This is a genomic window from Lentzea sp. NPDC092896, assembly GCF_044754905.1.
Classification (GTDB): Bacteria; Actinomycetota; Actinomycetes; order Mycobacteriales; family Pseudonocardiaceae; genus Lentzea.
This window is the reverse complement of sequence record NZ_JBIVPX010000003.1, coordinates 450,028-468,539: the sequence shown is the minus strand read 5'-3', so window position 1 is coordinate 468,539 and position 18,512 is coordinate 450,028. Positions and strand designations below refer to the sequence as shown.

Annotated in this window: 20 protein-coding genes and 1 tRNA gene; 8 read left to right on the top strand and 13 right to left on the bottom strand. The window is 68.5% G+C overall.

Annotated features, from left to right (window positions below; translation table 11 throughout):
* Positions 1-61: 61 nt before the first annotated feature.
* The 5 genes from ACIQF0_RS17960 to ACIQF0_RS17940 are packed head-to-tail and all read right to left on the bottom strand — an operon-like array spanning position 62 to position 4,162.
* Positions 62-964 carry a glycosyltransferase gene (locus tag ACIQF0_RS17960; RefSeq protein WP_093594703.1) on the bottom strand — a complete coding sequence of 301 codons (903 nt, stop codon included), beginning with the start codon at positions 962-964 and terminating at the stop codon, positions 62-64.
* A gap of 3 nt (positions 965-967) precedes the next feature.
* A complete protein-coding gene (locus tag ACIQF0_RS17955) occupies positions 968-1,786 on the bottom strand; it encodes an ABC transporter ATP-binding protein (RefSeq protein ID WP_360047992.1) in 819 nt (272 codons plus the stop codon).
* A gap of 16 nt (positions 1,787-1,802) precedes the next feature.
* A complete protein-coding gene (locus tag ACIQF0_RS17950; RefSeq protein ID WP_401030644.1) occupies positions 1,803-2,717 on the bottom strand; it encodes an ABC transporter permease in 915 nt (304 codons plus the stop codon).
* Between the two features lie 59 nt (positions 2,718-2,776).
* Positions 2,777-3,628: a class I SAM-dependent methyltransferase gene (locus ACIQF0_RS17945; protein ID WP_401030642.1), complete on the bottom strand. Its 852-nt coding sequence runs from the start codon at positions 3,626-3,628 to the stop codon at positions 2,777-2,779.
* 57 nt (positions 3,629-3,685) lie between these two features.
* Complete coding sequence (locus ACIQF0_RS17940; protein WP_382442309.1) at positions 3,686-4,162, bottom strand: bacterial proteasome activator family protein; 477 nt, start codon at positions 4,160-4,162, stop codon at positions 3,686-3,688.
* A 90-nt stretch (positions 4,163-4,252) separates the two neighbouring features.
* On the opposite strand from ACIQF0_RS17940, the gene ACIQF0_RS17935 reads away from it, so the two are divergent.
* Positions 4,253-5,452, top strand: a complete 1,200-nt coding sequence (locus tag ACIQF0_RS17935) for a cysteine desulfurase-like protein (protein WP_360047986.1) — start codon at positions 4,253-4,255, stop codon at positions 5,450-5,452.
* 17 nt (positions 5,453-5,469) lie between these two features.
* Positions 5,470-6,114: a class I SAM-dependent methyltransferase gene (locus ACIQF0_RS17930; RefSeq protein WP_360047984.1), complete on the top strand. Its 645-nt coding sequence runs from the start codon at positions 5,470-5,472 to the stop codon at positions 6,112-6,114.
* Here ACIQF0_RS17930 and ACIQF0_RS17925 read toward each other — a convergent pair.
* Positions 6,098-7,063, bottom strand: a complete 966-nt coding sequence (locus ACIQF0_RS17925) for an NAD(P)H-quinone oxidoreductase (protein WP_401030639.1) — start codon at positions 7,061-7,063, stop codon at positions 6,098-6,100. The two genes, ACIQF0_RS17930 and ACIQF0_RS17925, sit on opposite strands and share 17 nt — an antisense overlap.
* Before the next feature lie 45 nt (positions 7,064-7,108).
* Between ACIQF0_RS17925 and ACIQF0_RS17920 the strand changes: the two genes are divergently transcribed.
* On the top strand, positions 7,109-7,741 hold the full coding sequence (locus ACIQF0_RS17920) for a GNAT family N-acetyltransferase (RefSeq protein ID WP_401030637.1): 633 nt from the start codon (positions 7,109-7,111) through the stop codon (positions 7,739-7,741).
* 78 nt (positions 7,742-7,819) lie between these two features.
* Positions 7,820-9,331: a M28 family metallopeptidase gene (locus ACIQF0_RS17915; protein ID WP_401030635.1), complete on the top strand. Its 1,512-nt coding sequence runs from the start codon at positions 7,820-7,822 to the stop codon at positions 9,329-9,331.
* Positions 9,332-9,383: 52 nt separating this feature from the next.
* Here the strand turns inward: ACIQF0_RS17915 and ACIQF0_RS17910 are convergent, their stop codons facing one another.
* From ACIQF0_RS17910 to ACIQF0_RS17900, 3 genes are all read right to left on the bottom strand, one after another.
* The gene (locus tag ACIQF0_RS17910; RefSeq protein ID WP_401030634.1) at positions 9,384-9,839 is read right to left on the bottom strand and encodes a hypothetical protein; all 456 of its coding nucleotides are present in this window, start codon (positions 9,837-9,839) and stop codon (positions 9,384-9,386) included.
* Positions 9,840-9,867: 28 nt separating this feature from the next.
* A tRNA-Ser gene (locus ACIQF0_RS17905) sits at positions 9,868-9,952 on the bottom strand.
* Positions 9,953-9,980: 28 nt separating this feature from the next.
* Positions 9,981-10,412, bottom strand: coding sequence for a MarR family transcriptional regulator (locus ACIQF0_RS17900; protein WP_360048018.1), 432 nt, complete (start codon positions 10,410-10,412; stop codon positions 9,981-9,983).
* A 164-nt stretch (positions 10,413-10,576) separates the two neighbouring features.
* Between ACIQF0_RS17900 and ACIQF0_RS17895 the strand changes: the two genes are divergently transcribed.
* The 4 genes from ACIQF0_RS17895 (at position 10,577) to ACIQF0_RS17880 (ending at position 15,261) form a co-directional block, all read left to right on the top strand.
* Entirely contained in the window at positions 10,577-12,292 is a 1,716-nt protein-coding gene (locus ACIQF0_RS17895) for a bifunctional metallophosphatase/5'-nucleotidase (RefSeq protein WP_401030632.1), read from the top strand.
* Positions 12,293-12,388: 96 nt separating this feature from the next.
* Positions 12,389-12,955 carry a hypothetical protein gene (locus ACIQF0_RS17890; protein WP_401030630.1) on the top strand — a complete coding sequence of 189 codons (567 nt, stop codon included), beginning with the start codon at positions 12,389-12,391 and terminating at the stop codon, positions 12,953-12,955.
* A 55-nt stretch (positions 12,956-13,010) separates the two neighbouring features.
* On the top strand, positions 13,011-13,790 hold the full coding sequence (locus ACIQF0_RS17885; RefSeq protein ID WP_401030628.1) for a hypothetical protein: 780 nt from the start codon (positions 13,011-13,013) through the stop codon (positions 13,788-13,790).
* 574 nt (positions 13,791-14,364) lie between these two features.
* On the top strand, positions 14,365-15,261 hold the full coding sequence (locus ACIQF0_RS17880) for a neutral zinc metallopeptidase (RefSeq protein ID WP_360047970.1): 897 nt from the start codon (positions 14,365-14,367) through the stop codon (positions 15,259-15,261).
* Here the strand turns inward: ACIQF0_RS17880 and ACIQF0_RS17875 are convergent.
* The 4 genes from ACIQF0_RS17875 to ACIQF0_RS17860 form a co-directional block, all read right to left on the bottom strand.
* On the bottom strand, positions 15,258-16,652 hold the full coding sequence (locus ACIQF0_RS17875) for a M28 family peptidase (protein ID WP_401030625.1): 1,395 nt from the start codon (positions 16,650-16,652) through the stop codon (positions 15,258-15,260). The two genes, ACIQF0_RS17880 and ACIQF0_RS17875, sit on opposite strands and share 4 nt — an antisense overlap.
* A gap of 63 nt (positions 16,653-16,715) precedes the next feature.
* A complete protein-coding gene (locus ACIQF0_RS17870) occupies positions 16,716-17,423 on the bottom strand; it encodes a class I SAM-dependent methyltransferase (RefSeq protein ID WP_401030623.1) in 708 nt (235 codons plus the stop codon).
* 158 nt (positions 17,424-17,581) lie between these two features.
* A complete protein-coding gene (locus tag ACIQF0_RS17865) occupies positions 17,582-17,992 on the bottom strand; it encodes a VOC family protein (RefSeq protein WP_401030621.1) in 411 nt (136 codons plus the stop codon).
* A 10-nt stretch (positions 17,993-18,002) separates the two neighbouring features.
* Positions 18,003-18,434, bottom strand: coding sequence for a helix-turn-helix transcriptional regulator (locus ACIQF0_RS17860; protein WP_360047963.1), 432 nt, complete (start codon positions 18,432-18,434; stop codon positions 18,003-18,005).
* Positions 18,435-18,512: the final 78 nt, after the last annotated feature.

The window sequence follows — 18,512 nt, the reverse complement described above, 5'->3', positions numbered from 1 at the left end:
CGTTCCGGTGCCGTGCTGAGGGCGGTTCCGCTCGCAGCGATTCCGCCCTCAGCAGATCACGTCACTTGCGGAAGAAGCGCTCCCGCTGACCGAGGCGCACGAGCTTCAGCCACTCGACGAACGCCTTCGGGTCCTTCTTCACCGCGAGGAAGTACAGGCCGAAGCGGAACACCTCGAGGGCGCCCAGCTTGCGCATGCCCGGCTGCGACAGCAGGTACCCGCGGTTGCGGTAGGTGTAGTACCGCTTGATCTGGTTCTCCGGGTCCTGTGCGTGGAACCGGCCACCCAGCATCGGCTTGAACTCGTCCGAGCCGTCCGGGTGGACGTAGGCGACCTTGAGCGAGGTGCCGAACGGCAGCCCGCTGCGCACCAGGCGGCGGTGGACCTCGACCTCGTCGCCGCGGAAGAACAGGCGGTAGTCCGGCACGCCGACGACGTCGAGCGTCGAGGCGCGGAACAGGGCGCCGTTGAACAGCGAGGCGATGCCCGGCAGGAAGTCGGTGCCGAGGTCGGCGGCCGAGCGCTTCCAGGTCAGGCCCCTGCGCAGCGGGAACGCGAGCTTGTCCGGCGAGTCGATGTTCGTGACGACCGGCGAGATCTCCGCGAGGTTGCGGCGCTCTGCCTCTTCGAGCAGGACGGCCAGCACGTTCTCGTCGGCCGGGCGGCCGTCGTCGTCGGCCAGCCACACCCAGTCCGCACCCAGCGAGAGCGCGTGCAGGATGCCGAGCGCGAAACCGCCCGCGCCGCCGAGGTTGCGGTGCGACGCGAGGTACGTGGTGGGCAGCGGGCACTGCTCGACCAGGTCGTTGACCGGCTGGTCGGGGCCGTTGTCGACCACGACGAGGTGGTCGGGGACGCGAGTCTGGGTGGCCAGCGCCTTCAGCGACTCGGCCAGCAGCTCCCTGCGGTGGCGGGTGACCACCACCGCGACGACGGAGCCCTTGGGCAGTGCCTCGAGGTTCACTGTCTATTCGCCGCCGTTTCCGCTGAGGACGGGAGTGGAGTAGCCGAGCCTGGCCAGCTGGTCGGTGCTCATCCGCTCGAACGGGTCGAAGCCCTTGTACTCGGTGAGCACCTCGCGCAGACCGCCGTGCATTTTGACACGGCCTTCGTCCATCCAGATCGCGCTGTCGCAGAAGTCCAGCAGCGTTTCGTCGGAGTGGTTCGCGAACACCAGCAGGCCGGAGCGCTTGACGAGGTCCTTGAGGCGGTCGCGGGCCTTCGCCATGAACGCCGCGTCGACCGCGCCGATGCCCTCGTCGAGCAGCAGGATCTCGGGGTCGATCGAGGTGACCACGCCGAGCGCGAGCCGCACGCGCATACCGGTCGAGTAGGTGCGCAGCGGCATCTGCAGGTAGTCACCGAGCTCGGTGAACTCCGAGATGTCGTCGACGCGCTTTTCCATCTGCTTGCGGGTCATGCCGAGGAACAGGCCCCGGATCATGATGTTCTCGTAGCCGGAGATCTCCGGGTCCATGCCGACGCCGAGGTCGAAGACCGGCGCCACCTTGCCGACGATGCGCGACTGGCCGCGCGTGGGCTCGTAGATGCCCGCGAGCAGGCGCAGCAGCGTGGACTTGCCGGCGCCGTTGTGGCCGACCAGGCCGACGCGCGCGCCGTCCTTGAGCGACAGCGAGATGTCGTGCAGCGCCTCGATGATCGGCACCCGGCCCTCGGAGCCGATCTTGCCGCCGACCTTGCCGAACGCGAGCTTCTTCAGCGACCTCGACTTGGCGTCGAAGATCGGGAAGTCGACCGATGCGTTCCAGACGTCGATGCTGACCATGGTTAGTCGACCTCCTTTAGACCCAGTAGGAAACGCGGGCGCGGTAGTTGCGCAGGATGACCATCGCGAGCCCCCAGCCGGCCACGGTGAAGCCGCCGACGATCGCCCAGTGGTGCCAGTCGACCGCGTGGCCGAGCAGCGGGGCGCGGACGACCTCGACGAAGTGGTACACGGGGTTGAGCTCGGCGATCAGGATGCGCCAGTCGTTGCTGCCGCCGCCGGTGACCTTCTGCAGCACGCCCGCGTCCCAGACGATCGGCGTCATGAAGAAGACCAGGTTGATGAAGCTGGTCACGACCGGCGGGATGTCGCGGAAGCGGGTGCTGATGACGCCGAAGGCGAGCGCGACCCACACCGCGTTGAGCGCGAGCAGCGCGAAGCCGGGGATCGCGAGCACGATCGTCCAGCTCAGGCCAGGATGGACGGGACCGCCCTCACTGATCTGGTACTGGTGGTTCAGCGAGGTGAAGAAGATCGCCAGCACGATCGCGTAGACCGCGAGGTTGTGCAGCAGGAACAGCACCTGGCGCCACACCATGCGCATCACGTGGACGGTGATCGGCGCGGGGAGGTGCTTGATGAGCCCCTCGTTCGCGATGAACACGTCGGTGCCCTCGGTGATGCAGCCGAGGATGAAGTTCCAGACGATGAAGCCGACCGTGACGTACGGGAGGAACGTCGGGACGTTCGTGTCGAACAGCACGGAGTACAGCAAGCCGAGCGCGAGGGCGGTCGTGCCCATCGAGATCGTGATCCACAACGGACCTATGACCGATCGCCGGTAGCGCTGCTTGATGTCCTGCCAGCCGAGGTGGCCCCACAGCTCGCGGTGGTCCCACGCCTCACGCACATCGGCGAACGCGCGCTTGAAGCTGCGCGAGGAGATGGCAGGCGGCGCCTCGGGGTGGTCGAGGGTACTGGTGGCTTGCACGAGGACTGAGCGTACCGGCGTCTCAGATCGGACCTGGACGCCGGTACGTCACGGAGTGGTCAACGAGCGGGGATCTTGGTCACCCGCATGGTCACCTGCTCGTTGTCGTAGGTGAACGCTTCGTAGCTGAACTCGATCCCGGTCTGCTCGACGTACTCGGTCCACGCCTTGTGCTCGTGGTCCATCCAGCCGGGGAAGTTGAAGTACTCGTCGAAGTGGACGACGCTGCCCTCGACCAGGCGCGGGCCGACCAGCTCCAGCACGGTCTTCGTGGAGGAGTAGAGGTCGCAGTCGACGTGCAGGAACGTGACCGGCCCCTCGTTCTTCTCCAGGAACTCCGGCAGCACCTCGTCGAACCAGCCGACGACGAGCTCGGCGCCCGGCACCTCCGGCAGGCCGTCGACGTTGAACGCGCCGGCGGGGAAGCCGTTGCGCCAGTTCTCCGGCAGGCCCTCGAACGAGTCGAAGCCGAAGACGCCCTCGCCGCCGCGCGCGGTAGCGATGATCTTCAGCGTGGTGCCCTGGTAGACGCCGAACTCCAGCGCGAGCCCGCCCTCGGGGGCGAGCGTCAGCGCGTGTTCCAGCGTCTCGTGGGGGTGGCCGAACTGAGGGGCGTGCGGCATGTTGTCGCGCACGAACCTGGCGCTTTGCAGCGCCGCCTCCTGCTCACCCGCGAACACCAGGTCGCGGCGCGTGCGGATCTCCAGCTGACGGGCCTGGTCGACGGCCCGGTCGCCCTGGTGCCGGATCTCGTCGCGCACCTCCCGGCCCAGGGCGTCCACCTGGCGTTGCAGGTCGTCGACCTGCGCGCGGATGGGGGCCACGGCGTCCGCCACGATCTCGATCGCCTTCACACGCAGCTTGTGGCGCAGTTGCTTCGCCGACAGGGCACGGCGCACCTGCTCGAGCACGATGGCTCCTCTCCCAGGAAGTTCAGCGCATCGTAGAACCACCACCGGGTGTCCCGGCTAGAGGTACTGGCCGGTGCCCTTCCCGGTGATGCCACCCTCGGCGCCCTCGCCACCGCTGCCAGCGGGCAGGGCACGGCCGCGCATCTGCTCCAACTGGGCGCGAGCAGCCATCTGCTGGGCGAACAGCGCCGTCTGGATGCCGTGGAACAGGCCCTCCAGCCAGCCGACGAGCTGAGCCTGCGCGATCCGCAGCTCGGCGTCGGACGGGGTGCCCTCCTCGGTGAACGGCAGCGACAGGCGCTCCAGCTCCTCGCGCAGCTCCGGCGCCAGGCCGTCCTCGAGCTCCTCGATGGACCGCTTGTGGATCTCCTTGAGACGGTTGCGGCTGGCCTCGTCCAGAGGTGCCGCCCTGACCTCCTCCAGCAGCTGCTTGATCATCGTGCCGATCCGCATGACCTTGGCCGGCTGTTCGACGAGGTCGGCGATGTCGCCGTCCTGGCCGCCGACGATTACGACGGGCTGCTCCTGGTTCATGGTCTCCATCCTCGCGTGATTCACGTTTTGACCCTAAAGCGGGTGGGGCTGGTCGTTGCTGTGTTTGCTCGCATACGTACGGTGTGTGTCATGGCGTTCGACGTCGCACGAGTACGAGGGCTCTTCCCCGCGCTCGGCGACGGCTGGGTCCATCTCGACGCACCGGCCGGCATGCAGGTGCCCGAACAGGTCGCCACCGCCGTCTCCACCGCGCTGCGCGCCCCGGTCTCCGGACCCGGTGGCATCTTCCCGGCCTCCCAGCGGGCCCAGGGCATCGTGGACGCCGCTCGCAGGTCCGTGGCGGACCTCGTCGGGGCCGATCCCGCTGGTGTCGTGCTGGGCCCCTCCTCCGCCGTCCTGCTGCAGCGCCTCGCCGACGCGATGACCGACGACTGGTTCATGGGCGACGAGGTCCTGGTTTCCCGCCTGGACCACCCGGCGAACATCGCGCCGTGGCTGCGGGCCACCCAGCGCACCGGCAGCGCGGTCAAGTGGGCGGAGATCGACATCGAGACCTGCGAGCTGCCGAGCTGGCAGTTCGACGAACTGGTCACCGACCGCACCAAGCTGATCGCCATCACGGCGGCGTCCGGCGTGGTCGGCACCCGCCCGGACCTCGGCAAGATCTCCGCGGTGGCTCGCGCGCACGGGTCGTTGATGGTGGTGGACGCCTCCGCCGCGGCGCCTTTCGTGCCGTTGGACATCGTTGGCATGGGCGCTGACGTGGTGGCCCTGTCCGCCGGCCAGTGGGGCGGCCCGCCGGTCGGCGCGCTGGTGTTCCGCGACCCGTCGGTGCTCGAACGGCTGCCGTCGGTCTCGGTCGACCCGATGGCCCGCGGCCCGGAACGGCTGGAGCTCGGCCCGCACGCGTACCCGATGCTCGCCGGTCTCGTTGCATCCGTCGAGTACCTCGCGGACCTCGACGACGCGGCGTCCGGCACGCGCCGTGAACGGTTGCTCACGTCGTTGGGATCGGTGAAGGCCTACCAGGCCGGGCTGCTCGCTAACCTCATCAACGAACTGCGTTCGCTGCGGCACGTGATGGTGATCGGCGACGCCATGCGGCGGGTGCCCGCGCTGGCGTTCTCGATCGCCGGGGTCAAGGCGGAGGACGGCGTCGAACACCTCGCTTCGCGGGGCGTCTGCGCGTTCGCCGATCCCGGTCAGCACGGGGTGTTCTCGGTGCTGGGTGTCGGCGAGATCGGCGGCGCCATCCGCATCGGGCTCGCGCACTACACGAACGCAGTCGAGATGGACGACCTGGTGCGGGCGGTGGCCGAACTGGGCTGAGAGCTTGGAGATCATTCTTGGACGACTCGCTTGCTCGCGAGCTCGCTGATCTCTCGGCCCTGCAACGCATCGGTTCGCTGAACACCGAGTACCTGCCGGTGCTGTCCGGCGACCTGCGGCCGGCGGCTCTCGTCGCGGTGATGGACGAGATCGTGCTCGGCGCACGGACTGTCCTGGTCCAACTGGGCTGTGGCACTTCTTCGGTTCTGCTGGCGCGTTTGTTGCAGCAGCGCGGTTTCGGGCACCTGCTGTCGATCGAGCACGACGAGCGCATCGCCGCTTTCGTTGCCTCGCAACTACGACGTGAAGGTCTGGGCTCGGTCGCCCGTGTCGTGCACGCGCCGTTGTCGAGGCATCCGGCGGCGTTGTCGCGGCACGGTCAGTGGTACGCGCCGAAGCAGGTGCACGACGAAGTGCTCGGGTACGTCGAGCGGTTCGGGCTGGTGGACCTGCTCCTGGCCGACGGGCCGGGGTTCGGCGACTCGCGCTATCCGGCGTTGCCCGTGCTGCGCGCCGTGCTGGCGCCGGGGGCGACGGTGCTGGCAGACGACGTCGACCGGCCGGACGAACAGGCGGTGCTGGCGCGGTGGTCCGAGGAGTTCGGGCTGGAGTTCCGCACGGCTCCCCGGACCTCGCTGGCCATGGCTACCGTTCCCGCTTGAGCAGGACCTTCCCGAAGACGTCACTGGCCTCCAGCAGGCGATGCGCCTCGGCTGCGTTCGACATCGGCACCACCTGGCCGACGATCGGCTTGACCGCGCCGCTCTCGATCAGCGGCCACAGGTGCTCGCGGACCTGCGCCACGATCGCGCCCTTGCTGTCGATGCTGCGCCCACGCAACCCGGTGGCCATGACGGACGCCCGCTTCTGCAGCAGCTTGCCGATCGGCAGTTCGCCCTTCACGCCGCCCTGCATGCCGATGATCATCAACCGGCCGTCGGGGGCGAGGACGTCGATGTTGCGGGGGAGGTAGGAGGCGCCCATGTTGTCGAGGACGACGTCGGCGCTCTTCACCTCGGCCACGAAGTCCTGGGTCTTGTAGTTGACCGTGATGTCCGCGCCGAGTTCGGCGCACTTCGCGAGTCGCTCGTCGGATCCGGCCGTGACCGCGACGGTCGCGCCGAGCGCCTTGGCGACCTGGATGGCGTGCGTGCCGATGCCGCCCGCGCCGCCGTGCACCAGGAACGTCTCGCCGAGCTTGAGCCGGCCGTCCATCACGACGTTCGACCACACCGTGCACGCGACCTCGGGCAATGCGGCCGCCGTGACGACGTCGACGCCCTTCGGAACGGGCAGCAGCTGGGCCGCGGGCACGACGACCTTCTCCGCGTAGCCACCGCCGGCCAGCAGCGCGCACACCTCGTCGCCGACGTTCCAGCCGGTCACGCCCTCGCCGAGCTGGGAGATCGTGCCGGAGCACTCCAGCCCGATGATGTCCGGTGCACCGGGCGGCGGCGGGTAGAAACCCTGCCGCTGCAACAGGTCCGCGCGGTTGACCGCGCTCGCGGCGACGTCGATCAGCACCTCGCCCCGGCCGGGCACCGGGTCGGCGACCTCGGTCCACTCGAGCACGTCCGGGCCGCCGGGTTCGCGAACAGTGATGGCACGCATGCAGTCGACCGTAATACCGCTCGACACGTCCGGCACCATCGGATCATGGACGCCTGGCCGCTACGACATCTGGTCCTCCGCACTCCGCGCCTGGAGCTGCGCCCGGACGACGACTCCGGGTTGTTCGAGCTCATCGACGTGGCACTCGCGGGCGTGCACGACCCGGCCGAGATGCCGTTCTACGTGCCGTGGACCGACACGCTTCCCGAAGACCGCGGGCGCGGCCTGCTCCAGCACTTCTGGGGTCAGCGCGCGAAGCTCGCCGCGAACGACTGGGTGATCAGCTTCATCGTCCGGCACGAGGGCAGGGCGATCGGCGTGCAGGACGTCGGCGCGCGCGACTTCGGCGTGCTGCGCGAGGTGAACACCGGCTCGTGGCTCGGCCAGGAGTTCCAGGGCAACGGTTTCGGTACCGAGATGCGTGTCGCCGTGCTGCAGTTCGCGTTCGACCACCTGGGCGCGCACATCGCTCGTTCGGCGGCTTGGCAGGGAAACCACGCGTCCAACCGTGTGAGCGCCAAGCTCGGTTACGTGCACGACGGCACGATCGGCGCAGCACCGCGCGGCGAACGCCTTGAGCACGTGCGATTGCGTCTGGACGAGGCGAACTTCGTGCGACCGGAGTGGAAGGTCGCTGTCGACGGGCTAGCGGAGTGTGTTCAGCTGATCACCAGCTGAACTCCCGCCGACCGACGGATTGTGTCGTGGGTCTCCCTTTTGTGAGGGTTCAGCCATCTCGAACGAAGGGGAACGTTCATGTCCGGCAGAACCAAGCTGGCGACTGTGCTTGCCATCTCGGCACTAGTCGCAGCCCCTACCGCCACGGCGTCCGCCGCCGCTGATCCGGCAGGCCCCGCACTCGCCAAGAAGCTCGCGAAGAAGGTGACCGTCGAGGGTGTCAACCGGCACCTGATCGCGTTCCAGCGTCTCGCCGACCGCAACGGCGGCAACCGCGCGGCCCTGACGCCCGGCTACGACGCCAGCGTCGACTACGTGGCGGGCAAGCTCCGCGACGAGGGCTTCATCGTCACGACGCCGAACTTCACCTTCGACATCCCGGTGACCGACGCCGAGACCGCCCGCGTCGACGGCGTGAACTACCAGGCGCTGATCCTGACCGCGTCGCCGCAGACCCCGGCCGGCGGCATCACCGGCCCGCTGCGCGTGGTCCCGGAGGACGCCACTCCGGGTTGCGAGGCCAGTGACTTCGCCGGACAGGACTTCACCGGCTCGGTGGCCCTGATCCGCCGAGGCGCGTGCACGTTCGAACAGAAGCACCTCAACGCGTTCGCCGCCGGCGCCATCGCCGTGCTGGTGTCGAACAACGTCGCGGGCCCGCTGTCGAACGTGACGCTGACCAACCCCGGCAAGATCCCGACCGCAGGCGTCTCCCAGGCCGACGGCACCACGCTCGCCGGCAAGGCGGGCTCCCAGGTCACCGTGGACTTCCGCTTCCACACCGAGAGCCGCACCCAGCGCAACGTCATCGCCGAGACCCGCACGGGCCGCAAGAACAACGTCGTCATGGCCGGCTCGCACCTCGACAGCGTCGAACTCGGCGCCGGCATCAACGACAACGGCTCCGGCTCCGCCGCGCTGCTCGAGACCGCCCTGCAGCTCGGCTCCCGCCCGAAGGTCGACAACGCCATCCGGTTCGCCTGGTGGGGTGCCGAAGAGCGCGGCCTGATCGGCTCCGAGGAGTGGGTCCGCCAGCAGACGTTCGAACAGCAGCTCGACATCGCGCTGTACCTGAACTTCGACATGGTCGGCTCCCCGAACGCCGCGTACTTCATCTACGACGGCGACGACTCCGACGCCACCGGCGCGGGCCCGGGCCCGTACGGCTCGGCCCAGATCGAGAAGGCCTTCGCCGACTACTTCACCGCCAAGGGCGTCCCGACCGAAGGCACGGACTTCTCCGGCCGCTCCGACTACGGCGAGTTCATCGCGCAGGGCATCCCGGCCGGCGGCCTCTTCACCGGCGCCGAAGGCGTCAAGACCGCAGCACAGGCAGCCAAGTGGGGCGGCACGGCAGGCGTCGCCTACGACCCGTGCTACCACTCGAAGTGCGACAACCTCGGCAACATCGACCGAGTGGCCCTCGGCCGCAACGCGGGCGCCATCGCCTTCGTGACCGCGGCCTACGGCGTCTCGACCGAGGACGTCAACGGCGTGCCGCCACGCGCGAAGCGGGCAGAGGCCCGCAAGTCCGCGGCACTGCAGAAGACCGCCGCACACGACGACCACACGCACCTGGCCGTCTCGTAGTTCGCTGATCCGATGACGGCGGCGGTGCCTGCGGGCGCCGCCGCCGTTTCGTTCAGCGGCTCAACTCGTCCCGCGCGGCGCCGAGGAACGCGACCTTGGGCCCCTTGAGGTGATCCCACAGCGAGCCATTGGTGGGCTCCTGCCAAAGAACGTGATCGAGAGCCTTCACATACGCCCGCGCCAACTCGTGCAACGACGACACAAAAAGCACGTGGATCATCCGCTCACACACCCACAACTCGTCGACGACGTCCAACGCCGCCGTCTTCCACGCAGCCGTGTCGTCCCGATCCTCAGCCGCCCGCTCGGCCTGCTGCCCGGCCCGGATGAACTGCCGCAACAGCTCCAACTGCTCCACGCGCCGCGCATCGGCGCGCTCGGTGGCCAGCTTTCTCTGCTCATTGCGTTCGACGCGACGCTGCACGGTGGTCTGCACCAGAAAGGACAGACCGCCGCCGAGCAGCACTCCGACCAGAGAAAGGATCGCGGGCCACACCTGTGTCTGCATGCCGCGACTAATACCAAAAGATCGCTTGCGGAAGCGGAGGGATTTGAACCCCCGGACGGTTGCCCGTCTCCCGCTTTCAAGGCGGGTGCATTCGGCCGCTCTGCCACGCTTCCCCGACGCCACTGGCGTCAGCGACAAAGCCTAGCCGTTCGACTCCCGCAGGTGTGTCATGACCCGGTCGAACACCTTCGCCAGCACCTCGCCCTCCTCGGGCGTGATCAGGTCGACGATGTGCTCGCGGACGCCGCGCAGGTGCGTGGGGGCGGCCGCGACCAGCTGCGCCATGCCGGCGGCGGTCAGTTCGGCGAGCACGCCTCGTCCGTCCTCTGTGCACTCGCGGCGGGAGACGAGGCCGGCCTTCTCCATGCGCGCGACCTGGTGGGAGACGCGTGACTTCGAGGAGGCGACGTCCTCGGCGAGTTGCGTCATTCGCATGCGCCGGTTTGGCTGTTCGGACAATCTGACCAGAATCTCGTAGTCCGCCAGTGACACTCCGTGGGTGTCCTGCAGCTCTCGGTGCAGGCGGTCCATGAGCATGGACGAACCGTTCACGTAGGTGCGCCAGGCGCGCATCTCGCCCTCGTCGAGCCAGTGCGGCTCCTGCTCACTTGGTGTCACGCGAACAAGGTTAGTCCTGAGCATGACGATCCAGTCATTGCTCTGGAAAACGTGGCGTTCGGAAGGCAGACTCCTCCGCCGTACACGCGCGTTAACCACGCCATCGAAAGGCTCCACGCATGAGTTCGTTCAGACGGCTTTCCGTTCTGGCGATCACCGCCGCCGCGGCCACTGTCATCAGCTCTACCGGGGCAGCCCAGGCCGATGCCCAGTCACTGCGCGGTCGGGGCACGGTTGACGTGCGCCTGATCGGTATCAACGACCTGCACGGCAACATCGAGCCGCCCACCGGGTCGTCCGGGCGCGTCATCCTGCCGGACGGCACGACCGTCGACGCCGGTGGTGCCGCCTTCAACGCCACGCACATCAAGAACCTCCAGAACGAGGTCAAGAACTCCGTCATCGTCGGGCAGGGTGACCTGATCGGCGCGTCGCCGATCGTGTCCGCGCTGTTCCACGACGAGCCGACGATCGAGGTGCTCAACAAGGTCGGCATGGACGCGACCGCGGCGGGCAACCACGAGTTCGACGAGGGCTACAAGGAGCTTCTGCGCATGCAGCGCGGTGGCTGCCACCCCGTGGACGGGTGCCAGTTCCGCGACAAGTACGAGGGCGCGAAGTTCCCGATCCTCGGTGCGAACGTCACGGACGCGAAGCACGGGCTGCCGGCTCTGCCGCCGTTCTGGGTGGAGATCCGCGACGGGATTCCGATCGGCTTCATCGGCATGCCGCTCAAGGACGTGCCGATCCTGGTCGACCCGAACGGCATCAAGGACATCAAGTTCGGCGACGAGGTGAAGGCGGCCAACAAGTACGCCAACCTCCTCGACGCCATCGGCATCAAGTCGATCGTGCTCCTCGTGCACCAGGGCGACCAGGTCACGGCGACCACCGGTGGGCCCAACGCGTGCAACGTCGCGCCGAACAACCCCGGTAGCTACATCGCCGCGAACGTCAGCCCGAAGATCGACGCGGTCTTCTCCGGCCACAGCCACCAGCACTACAACTGCGTGGTCAAGGACCCGGCCGGCAACCCGCGGCCGTTCATCGAGGGCCTGGCCTTCGGGCGTGAGCTGAGCGTCGTCGACCTCAAGATCGACCGCCGGACGCGCGACGTGGTCCGCGGCGAGACCAAGGCCGACAACAAGATCGTCACGCGCACGGTCACGCCGGACCCCGCCATCCAGTCGATCATCGACCTCGCCAAGACGAAGTCGGCCCCGATCGCGAACCGGCAGGTCGGCACGATCAGCGCGGACATCGTGCGGGCGCAGAACCCCGCCGGTGAGTCGCCGCTCGGCAACCTGATCGCCGACTCGCAGCTGGAGCTCACCAAGGGCAACGGCGCGGTGCTCGCGCTGATGAACCCCGGTGGCGTCCGTGCGGACCTCACGTACGCCAGCTCGCCCGCAGGTGAGGGCAACGGCGTGGCCACCTACGGCGAGACGTTCACCGTCCAGCCGTTCGGCAACATCCTGCAGACGGTCACGCTGACCGGCGCGAACATCAAGGCGGTGCTGGAGCAGCAGTTCACCGCGGCCAGGCAGTTCGTGCTCCAGCCGTCGTCCGGCCTGAAGTACAGCTGGTCGGTCTCCGCGCCGTTCGGTTCGAAGGTCTCGAACGTCACGCTCAACGGCGTGCCGCTCGACCCAGCCGCGAGCTACCGCGTGACGATCAACAGCTTCCTGCAGGGCGGTGGTGACGGCTTCAGCGAGTTCACCAAGGGCACGAACATCACCGGTGGTGGCATCGACCTGGACGCGTTCTCCGCGTACCTGTCGACGCACCCGAACCAGGCGCCTCCCGCGCTCGACCGCATCACGCAGCTGCCGTAACCGCAGAACGCTGCTGAAGGCCATCCCCGCGACGCAGGTCGCCGGGATGGCCTTTTTGCGTGCCTGACTGCTCCATTTGATCTAGGGTGAGGGCCGATGTCGTGGTTGCGTCGGCTCTTCCTGCTCGCCGGTCTGGTGACCGGCGCCTGGCTGCTGGGCGCCGCCGGTCAGGCCAACGCCGACGTCCGGGTCGAGATCGACCAGCTCAAGGTCGAGGTCAAGCTCCCCGTCGCCGACATCGGTCTCACGATCGAGACCAGGCCGCAGCAGCAACCCGAGGCGCCCGTCCCGCCGAAGCCGGCGCCGCGCGTCGAGGCACCGGAACCACCGGCGGCACCCACGCCGGCGCGGCCCGTCGAAGTGCCCGTTCAGGCCGAGACGTTCCAGCAGCAGGCAGCACCACAGCCGCCACCGGCGCCGCTGACGACGCGTTCCACGAACCCCGTGCCCGTCCCGCACCAGCCGCAACCGCAGGCCGAGCAGCCGATGCCCGGCACGCTCCCGCAGAGCGGCGCGGGTTCGGCCACGAGCACCCAGATTCCGGCGGGCACGCTGCCGCACGCGATGCGGCCGCCCACCACCACAGCGTCTCTCATCAGCACCGAACAGCAGGACGTGCCGCGCACCGTGCGCGCGGAGGAACCGACGTTCTCCCCGGACTGATCCCGCCTGCCGCACCAGCAGAGGGATCAGTCACCACATTTCAGGGAGAACAGTCATGCGCAAGAACCTCAACCGCACCATGTCCGCGGCTCTGCTCACCGGCGGCCTGATGGTCGCGTCCGCCGGATGGGCCCAGGCCATCCCCGTGCCGCTCAACATCGACGACGAGGTCCGCGTCGGCAACCTCGTCAGCGTCCCGGTCAAGGTCTGCGGCAACGCGATCAACGTCCTGGGCAACAGCGACGCCACCTGCGAGGAGAAGCCCGCCGCGCGCACGCAGGCCGACAAGGCCCTCGTCTCCGCGCCCGTCACGGTGTGCGGCAACTCGGTCGGCGTCGCCGGCGGCGGTACCGGCAGCTGCGGCGAGACCAAGCCCCAGGAGCCCAACGGCACCGTCGAGGCCCCGGTGACGGTCTGCGGCACCAGCGCGGCCGTGCTCGGCACCGCGAGCGGCGACTGCGGCAAGACGGAGACCCCCGAGCAGCCGGAGCAGCCCGAGCAGCCGGAGCAGCCGGGCGAGAACCCCGAGCAGCCGGGTGAGAACCCCGAGAACCCCGGCAACGAGAACCCGGGCAACGGCAACCCCGGTGGCGGCAACAACAACGGCGGCAACAACGGCAACGGCAACAACAACTCCGGCAGCGGCAACACGGGCGACGACTCCGGCGCCGGCACCCCGCGGACCGGCGACAAGGCCTCGCAGCACGCCTCGGCGGTCATCCCGAACCTGTCGAGGACGGGCGCCGACCCGCTCGAGTTCCTGCTGGTCGGACTCGGCCTGATGACCGCCGGCGTGATGGCTCGCCGCGGTGCGCGTCGAATCACCAAGGCCTGATCCTGATCAATATCTGATCGTTTTCCCAATCGCCCGGCGAGAGATTCTCTCGCCGGGCGATTGCTGTCTGCAGTGTCGATCTCCGCAGGTCACCCGTCCGACTTCACCAATTCAGGTTTTGCGTGAGGTGTTGAGAAATGCGGCGATCAAGCGCATAGTCGATAACGAGCTGGCAACCGGTAGGTGAATGAACTAGACCACCCGGAGGCCACGCCCAGAAGGGGTAGGTGGTGCTGTGCAGGTATCTCCTCGCTGTGGCGAAACGCGGTCTGTCGCATCCCCGCGAACGGACTGGACGTGACCGGTCCGGTCGCGACTGTGTAGCGATGGACACGAGGTTTCGGGTGCCCAGGCGCCATCAGGCGTCGCTCGGCGCACTTCGACGCTGTTGAGCTCGGCATCGGTGTCGTCTCATGGCGTCACCGGCTGAGCGCCACGCCAACCTTCGTGGGCCGTAGTCGTCACTTCCAAATGGGAAAGCCCAGGTGCGGTGCCCCGACGTCGGGTCCCGCACCTGGGCGTCTTTTGTGCTTTATCGTGTGCCGCCTACGGGTCCTTGGCATGGAGGCACGCGGTGCAGTTCAACGAAGGCGCGGAACTCGACCTCTCGCAGGTGTCCGACCAACGAGGTGTCGGCGGCCGAGTCGCCGGCGTCGGCGGTGGTCTCGGCGTGGTCGGCCTCATCATCTACTTCCTGATCCAGCAGTTCACCGGCATCCAGCTGCCGGCGGGCGGGCTCGAGGGCATGGGCAACAACACCCAGGTCGAGTCCGGTCAGCTGCTCGAGAAGTGCAAGACCGGCGCTGACGCGAACCGCGACAGCGACTGCCGGGTCGTCGCCACGATCAACTCGATCCAGGGCTTCTGGACCGACCAGTTCGCCCGCTCGGGCAACACCTATCAGGTCACGAAGACCAACTTCTTCCGCAACAGCGTGAACACCCGCTGCGGCAACGCCACCTCCGCGGTCGGTCCGTTCTACTGCCCCGCGGACTCCCAGGTGTACATCGACCTGGACTTCTTCAACGAGCTGCGGACCAAGTTCGGCGCGACCGGCGGACCGTTCGTCGAGGCCTACGTGCTCGCCCACGAGTACGGCCACCACGTGCAGAACCTGCTCGGCACCTCGGACCGGGTCGGCCGGGAGACCGGTCCCACCTCGGGTTCGGTGCGCCTCGAACTGCAGGCCGACTGCTACGCGGGCGCCTGGGGCAAGGCCGCGACGACGATTCCGTCGGCCAACGGCCAGCCCCTCATCTCGAACATCACCCAGGAGGACGTGAACGCCGCCCTGGACGCGGCCGCCCGCATCGGTGACGACTTCATCCAGAGCAACCTCGGTGGCGGGCGGGTCGACACGACCAAGTTCAGCCACGGCAGCTCTGCGCAGCGGCAGAAGTGGTTCACGACCGGGCTGGAGACGGGCGACCCCGCCCGCTGCAACACGTTCGACACGAACAACCTGGGCTAACGCAGCGAGGCCCGTTCCTGGCGGGACGGGACGCCGTTCACTCCTTCGGTGGTGACGGCGTAGGAGGCGATGACGTGGGCCGCGGCGGAGACGTTGCGGCCCAGCGCCTCGCGGTTGATGTTGCCGAGGTTGTCGCAGGCGCGGTGGTAGCAGGGGTCCATCTCCACTCCCGCCGTGCCGCCCCACTTCGCGGCCTGCGCCGCGGTCTTGACCTCGCCGCCGCCGGAGATGATGCCGCCGGCCGGGATGCCGAGCGCGGTGAACGAGCCGTAGTCGCTCGCGCCGCGCACGTTCAGGCCCTCAGGACCGAGGTTGCGCGCCGTGTAGAAGTCGCTGAACGCCTGCTCGACGTGCTTCGACCCGTACGGCAGGCCGGGGTCGTTGTAGACGTAGTAGCCGGGGTTGGGTGAGCCGACCATGTCGAAGTTCAGGTACAGCGCGATGTCGAGCTGCTGCTCGAACGACAGCGCCGAGGCGTAGGCGCGCGAGCCGATCAGGCCGGCCTCCTCCGCGCCCCACCAGGTGAAGCGGACCGCGTTGGGCAGCTTGGGCCGGGCACCCATCTTCAGCGCGACCTCGAGCAGCGCGGCGGATCCCGAGCCGTTGTCGTTCATGCCGGGACCGGCGTCGACGCTGTCGAGGTGCGCGCCGGCCACGACGACGTTGTCGGTGCGCCCCGTGCGCGTCTGCGCGACGACGTTGCGGTCGAGGTGGACCTCGTCGTGGTGGCGCAGGTCGAGGGTGACGGTCTGTCCTGCCAGGGCGGCGAGCGCGGTGCCGTCGGCCTTCGAGGCGCTGCCGCCCGGGATCGCGCCGGGGATGCGCAGGTCGAGGTGGCCGTCGACGTTGTTGGAGATGATCACGGCGGCGGCGCCCGCGTTGACGGCGTTGGCGTACTTGCTGACGAACGTGCAGGTGCCGCGCCGGATCAGGGCGACGGCGCCCTGGAAGTCCTGACCCGCGAAGTCGCTGGCCTCGCACCCCGGCGTGCCGTCCTCCGGCACCGTCCGCAGCGGCGCGGTGAGGCCGCCGTCCGGGGTGTTCGGGGTGTCGCCGAACGGCACGAGCTCGTGCGACGCCGTTCCCACCGACGCCCGGCCCGCGTCGTCGACCTTCCGCTTGATCTCGAACTCCGGCGTGGTCACGTCGAACCCGGCGGCGCGCAGCCGTCCGGCCACGTAGTCGACGCTGGCCGAGTAACCGCTGGTCATCGCGGCGCGGTTGCCGCCGTGGGTGTCGGCGATGCGCTGGAACGCGATCAGGTGGCGGTGCGCGCCATCCGCGCTGACTCGGGCGGACAGGTCGCGGGCGGGATCGGTGGCGGCGCTCGCTGTGGAGCCGAGCAGCACCATGGACGAGGCGAGGGCAGCTACCGCGATGTTGGCACGCATGTGATCGACCTTGGCCCGGGTGGTCATGAGAGCGCTACCACCCGGGCCAAGTGAGACAGTCGATCAGCGGCGCGCCACGGCCAGCAACCGGTGGTCGCCCACGCGGAAAGCCCTTCCGTCGACGTCGCCGAACAGCTCGACCGACGAGAACCCGGCGGCGTTCAGCATCCGGGTCAGCTCAGCGGCCGTGTAGACGTGCTGTTCGCAGATCGACCGCTGCGTCCGCTCCCCGTCGGTGAACGTGAAGTCGATCAGCAGCCGCCCTGAAGCGACGTCGTACTGGTTCACGGCGACGCAGTCCACGCCACCGAACGACATGCGCAGCTCGCCCGGCAGCGAAGGCAGTATCGACTCGGCCGTGCAGCCGTAGTCGATGACGAGAACCGGTGCCGCGGCGGCCAGGTCTGCCAGGAACCGCTGCGAACCGGCGTGCGACAGGTAACCGAAGCTGTTGCCCAGGCACAGGGCCAGATCGGCGGTCACGCCGAACGAGCCCAGTTCCGCCAGGTCGCCCTGCCGCCAGTCGAGCTCGGGTGCCAGCGCACGGGCGTGGGAGATGGCCTCGGCGGAGATGTCGATGCCGGTGGTCGTGTAGCCGCGGCGGGCCAGTTCGATGCTGTGCCTGCCGCTGCCGCACGGTGCGTCCAGCACCCGCGGTCCCGCGCTGAAACCGGTGATGAAGTCGATCTCTGCCGAGGTGACGGAAGCCGGGACGGCGCCACGCCAGAAGGTGTTGGCGAGATCGGTGAAGAACGAGGTGTACCACGTCAAGGTAGTGCTCCTGGTGATCGCGAGAAACAGAACGCGAGAGTCACCGGGTACTGCGAAGGCACCCGGTGTGTCCGGGGCTGCCCATGGCATCGACCTTGTCTTCGAGAACGTCTGAAGGCACTACTGAAGCACGTCCAGCACGTAGATCGGAAGTGCTTTTACGGCTGGGCCGAACGCGGCGACGAGAAGCGGATCATGTTGCCCGACGGGTCGCGGAACGCGCAGTCGCGAACGCCGTAGAACTGGTCGACCGGTTCCTGCAGCACCTCGGCGCCCGCCGCGCGGACCTGTTCGAACTTCGCGTCCACGTCGTTGACCACGAAGATGACGCCGTGCAGCGATCCCTTGGCCAGCAACGCGTGCAGCGCCTCGTGGTCGGTCGGCGGGACGGGTGGACCGATGTGCGAGAGACCGATCTCGACGTCGGGCTGGGCGGCGGGCCCGACGGTGAGCCAGCGGTAGTCCTCGATGGACTCGTCGGTGCGCACTTCGAGCCCGATGACGTCGCGGTAGAACTTCAGCGCGGCGTCCTGGTCGTGGACGAAGAGGAACGTGTGCGAGAGCTTCATGGGCGAAACCCTAGGCACGCCGCGAACGCGTCGCTTCTCCAAATCTGCTCGGTCTCGTCAGCCCCATCAAATGACATCCGGGAACCGCGGCCAGCGAATCGTGGGCACGTGCCCGGTAGGCCGACGGCGTTTCCCCGACCAGTTCGGTGAACCGCGCGGAGAACGAGCCGAGCGACGTGCACCCGACCTCGACGCAGACCTCCGTCACCGACAACGTTCCGAGCCGCAGCAACGCCTTGGCCCGTTCGATCCGCCGCGTCATCAGGTACCCGTACGGCGTCTCGCCGTAGGCCGCGCGGAACTGGCGGGCGAAGTGCGACGGCGACATCAGCGCGGCACGGGCCATCGCGGGCACGTCCAACGGACGCGCGTACTCGCGGTCCATCAGGTCACGCGCCCGGCGCAGGTGCGCGAGGTCCTCCGGCGTCACGAACACCAGCATGCCACCGCCGTGAGCGCAGACGAGTCCCCGCGATGCTCACGCTTCCCGCGCGCCATTGGTTGCCCTGGCCGAAGAAAA

What these genes read in the sequence shown, in the direction of transcription:
- ACIQF0_RS17875 (WP_401030625.1), bottom strand. Translation starts at nt 16,652, where the DNA reads ATGCGTGCCAACATCGCGGTAGCTGCCCTCGCCTCGTCCATGGTGCTG.
- ACIQF0_RS17925 (WP_401030639.1), bottom strand. Translation starts at nt 7,063, where the DNA reads ATGCGTGCCATCACTGTTCGCGAACCCGGCGGCCCGGACGTGCTCGAG.
- ACIQF0_RS17915 (WP_401030635.1), top strand. Translation starts at nt 7,820, where the DNA reads ATGTCCGGCAGAACCAAGCTGGCGACTGTGCTTGCCATCTCGGCACTA.
- ACIQF0_RS17900 (WP_360048018.1), bottom strand. Translation starts at nt 10,412, where the DNA reads ATGCGCGCCTGGCGCACCTACGTGAACGGTTCGTCCATGCTCATGGAC.
- ACIQF0_RS17920 (WP_401030637.1), top strand. Translation starts at nt 7,109, where the DNA reads ATGGACGCCTGGCCGCTACGACATCTGGTCCTCCGCACTCCGCGCCTG.
- ACIQF0_RS17865 (WP_401030621.1), bottom strand. Translation starts at nt 17,992, where the DNA reads ATGAAGCTCTCGCACACGTTCCTCTTCGTCCACGACCAGGACGCCGCG.
- ACIQF0_RS17885 (WP_401030628.1), top strand. Translation starts at nt 13,011, where the DNA reads ATGCGCAAGAACCTCAACCGCACCATGTCCGCGGCTCTGCTCACCGGC.
- ACIQF0_RS17935 (WP_360047986.1), top strand. Translation starts at nt 4,253, where the DNA reads ATGGCGTTCGACGTCGCACGAGTACGAGGGCTCTTCCCCGCGCTCGGC.
- ACIQF0_RS17895 (WP_401030632.1), top strand. Translation starts at nt 10,577, where the DNA reads ATGAGTTCGTTCAGACGGCTTTCCGTTCTGGCGATCACCGCCGCCGCG.
- ACIQF0_RS17910 (WP_401030634.1), bottom strand. Translation starts at nt 9,839, where the DNA reads ATGCAGACACAGGTGTGGCCCGCGATCCTTTCTCTGGTCGGAGTGCTG.
- ACIQF0_RS17940 (WP_382442309.1), bottom strand. Translation starts at nt 4,162, where the DNA reads ATGAACCAGGAGCAGCCCGTCGTAATCGTCGGCGGCCAGGACGGCGAC.
- ACIQF0_RS17890 (WP_401030630.1), top strand. Translation starts at nt 12,389, where the DNA reads ATGTCGTGGTTGCGTCGGCTCTTCCTGCTCGCCGGTCTGGTGACCGGC.
- ACIQF0_RS17860 (WP_360047963.1), bottom strand. Translation starts at nt 18,434, where the DNA reads ATGCTGGTGTTCGTGACGCCGGAGGACCTCGCGCACCTGCGCCGGGCG.
- ACIQF0_RS17955 (WP_360047992.1), bottom strand. Translation starts at nt 1,786, where the DNA reads ATGGTCAGCATCGACGTCTGGAACGCATCGGTCGACTTCCCGATCTTC.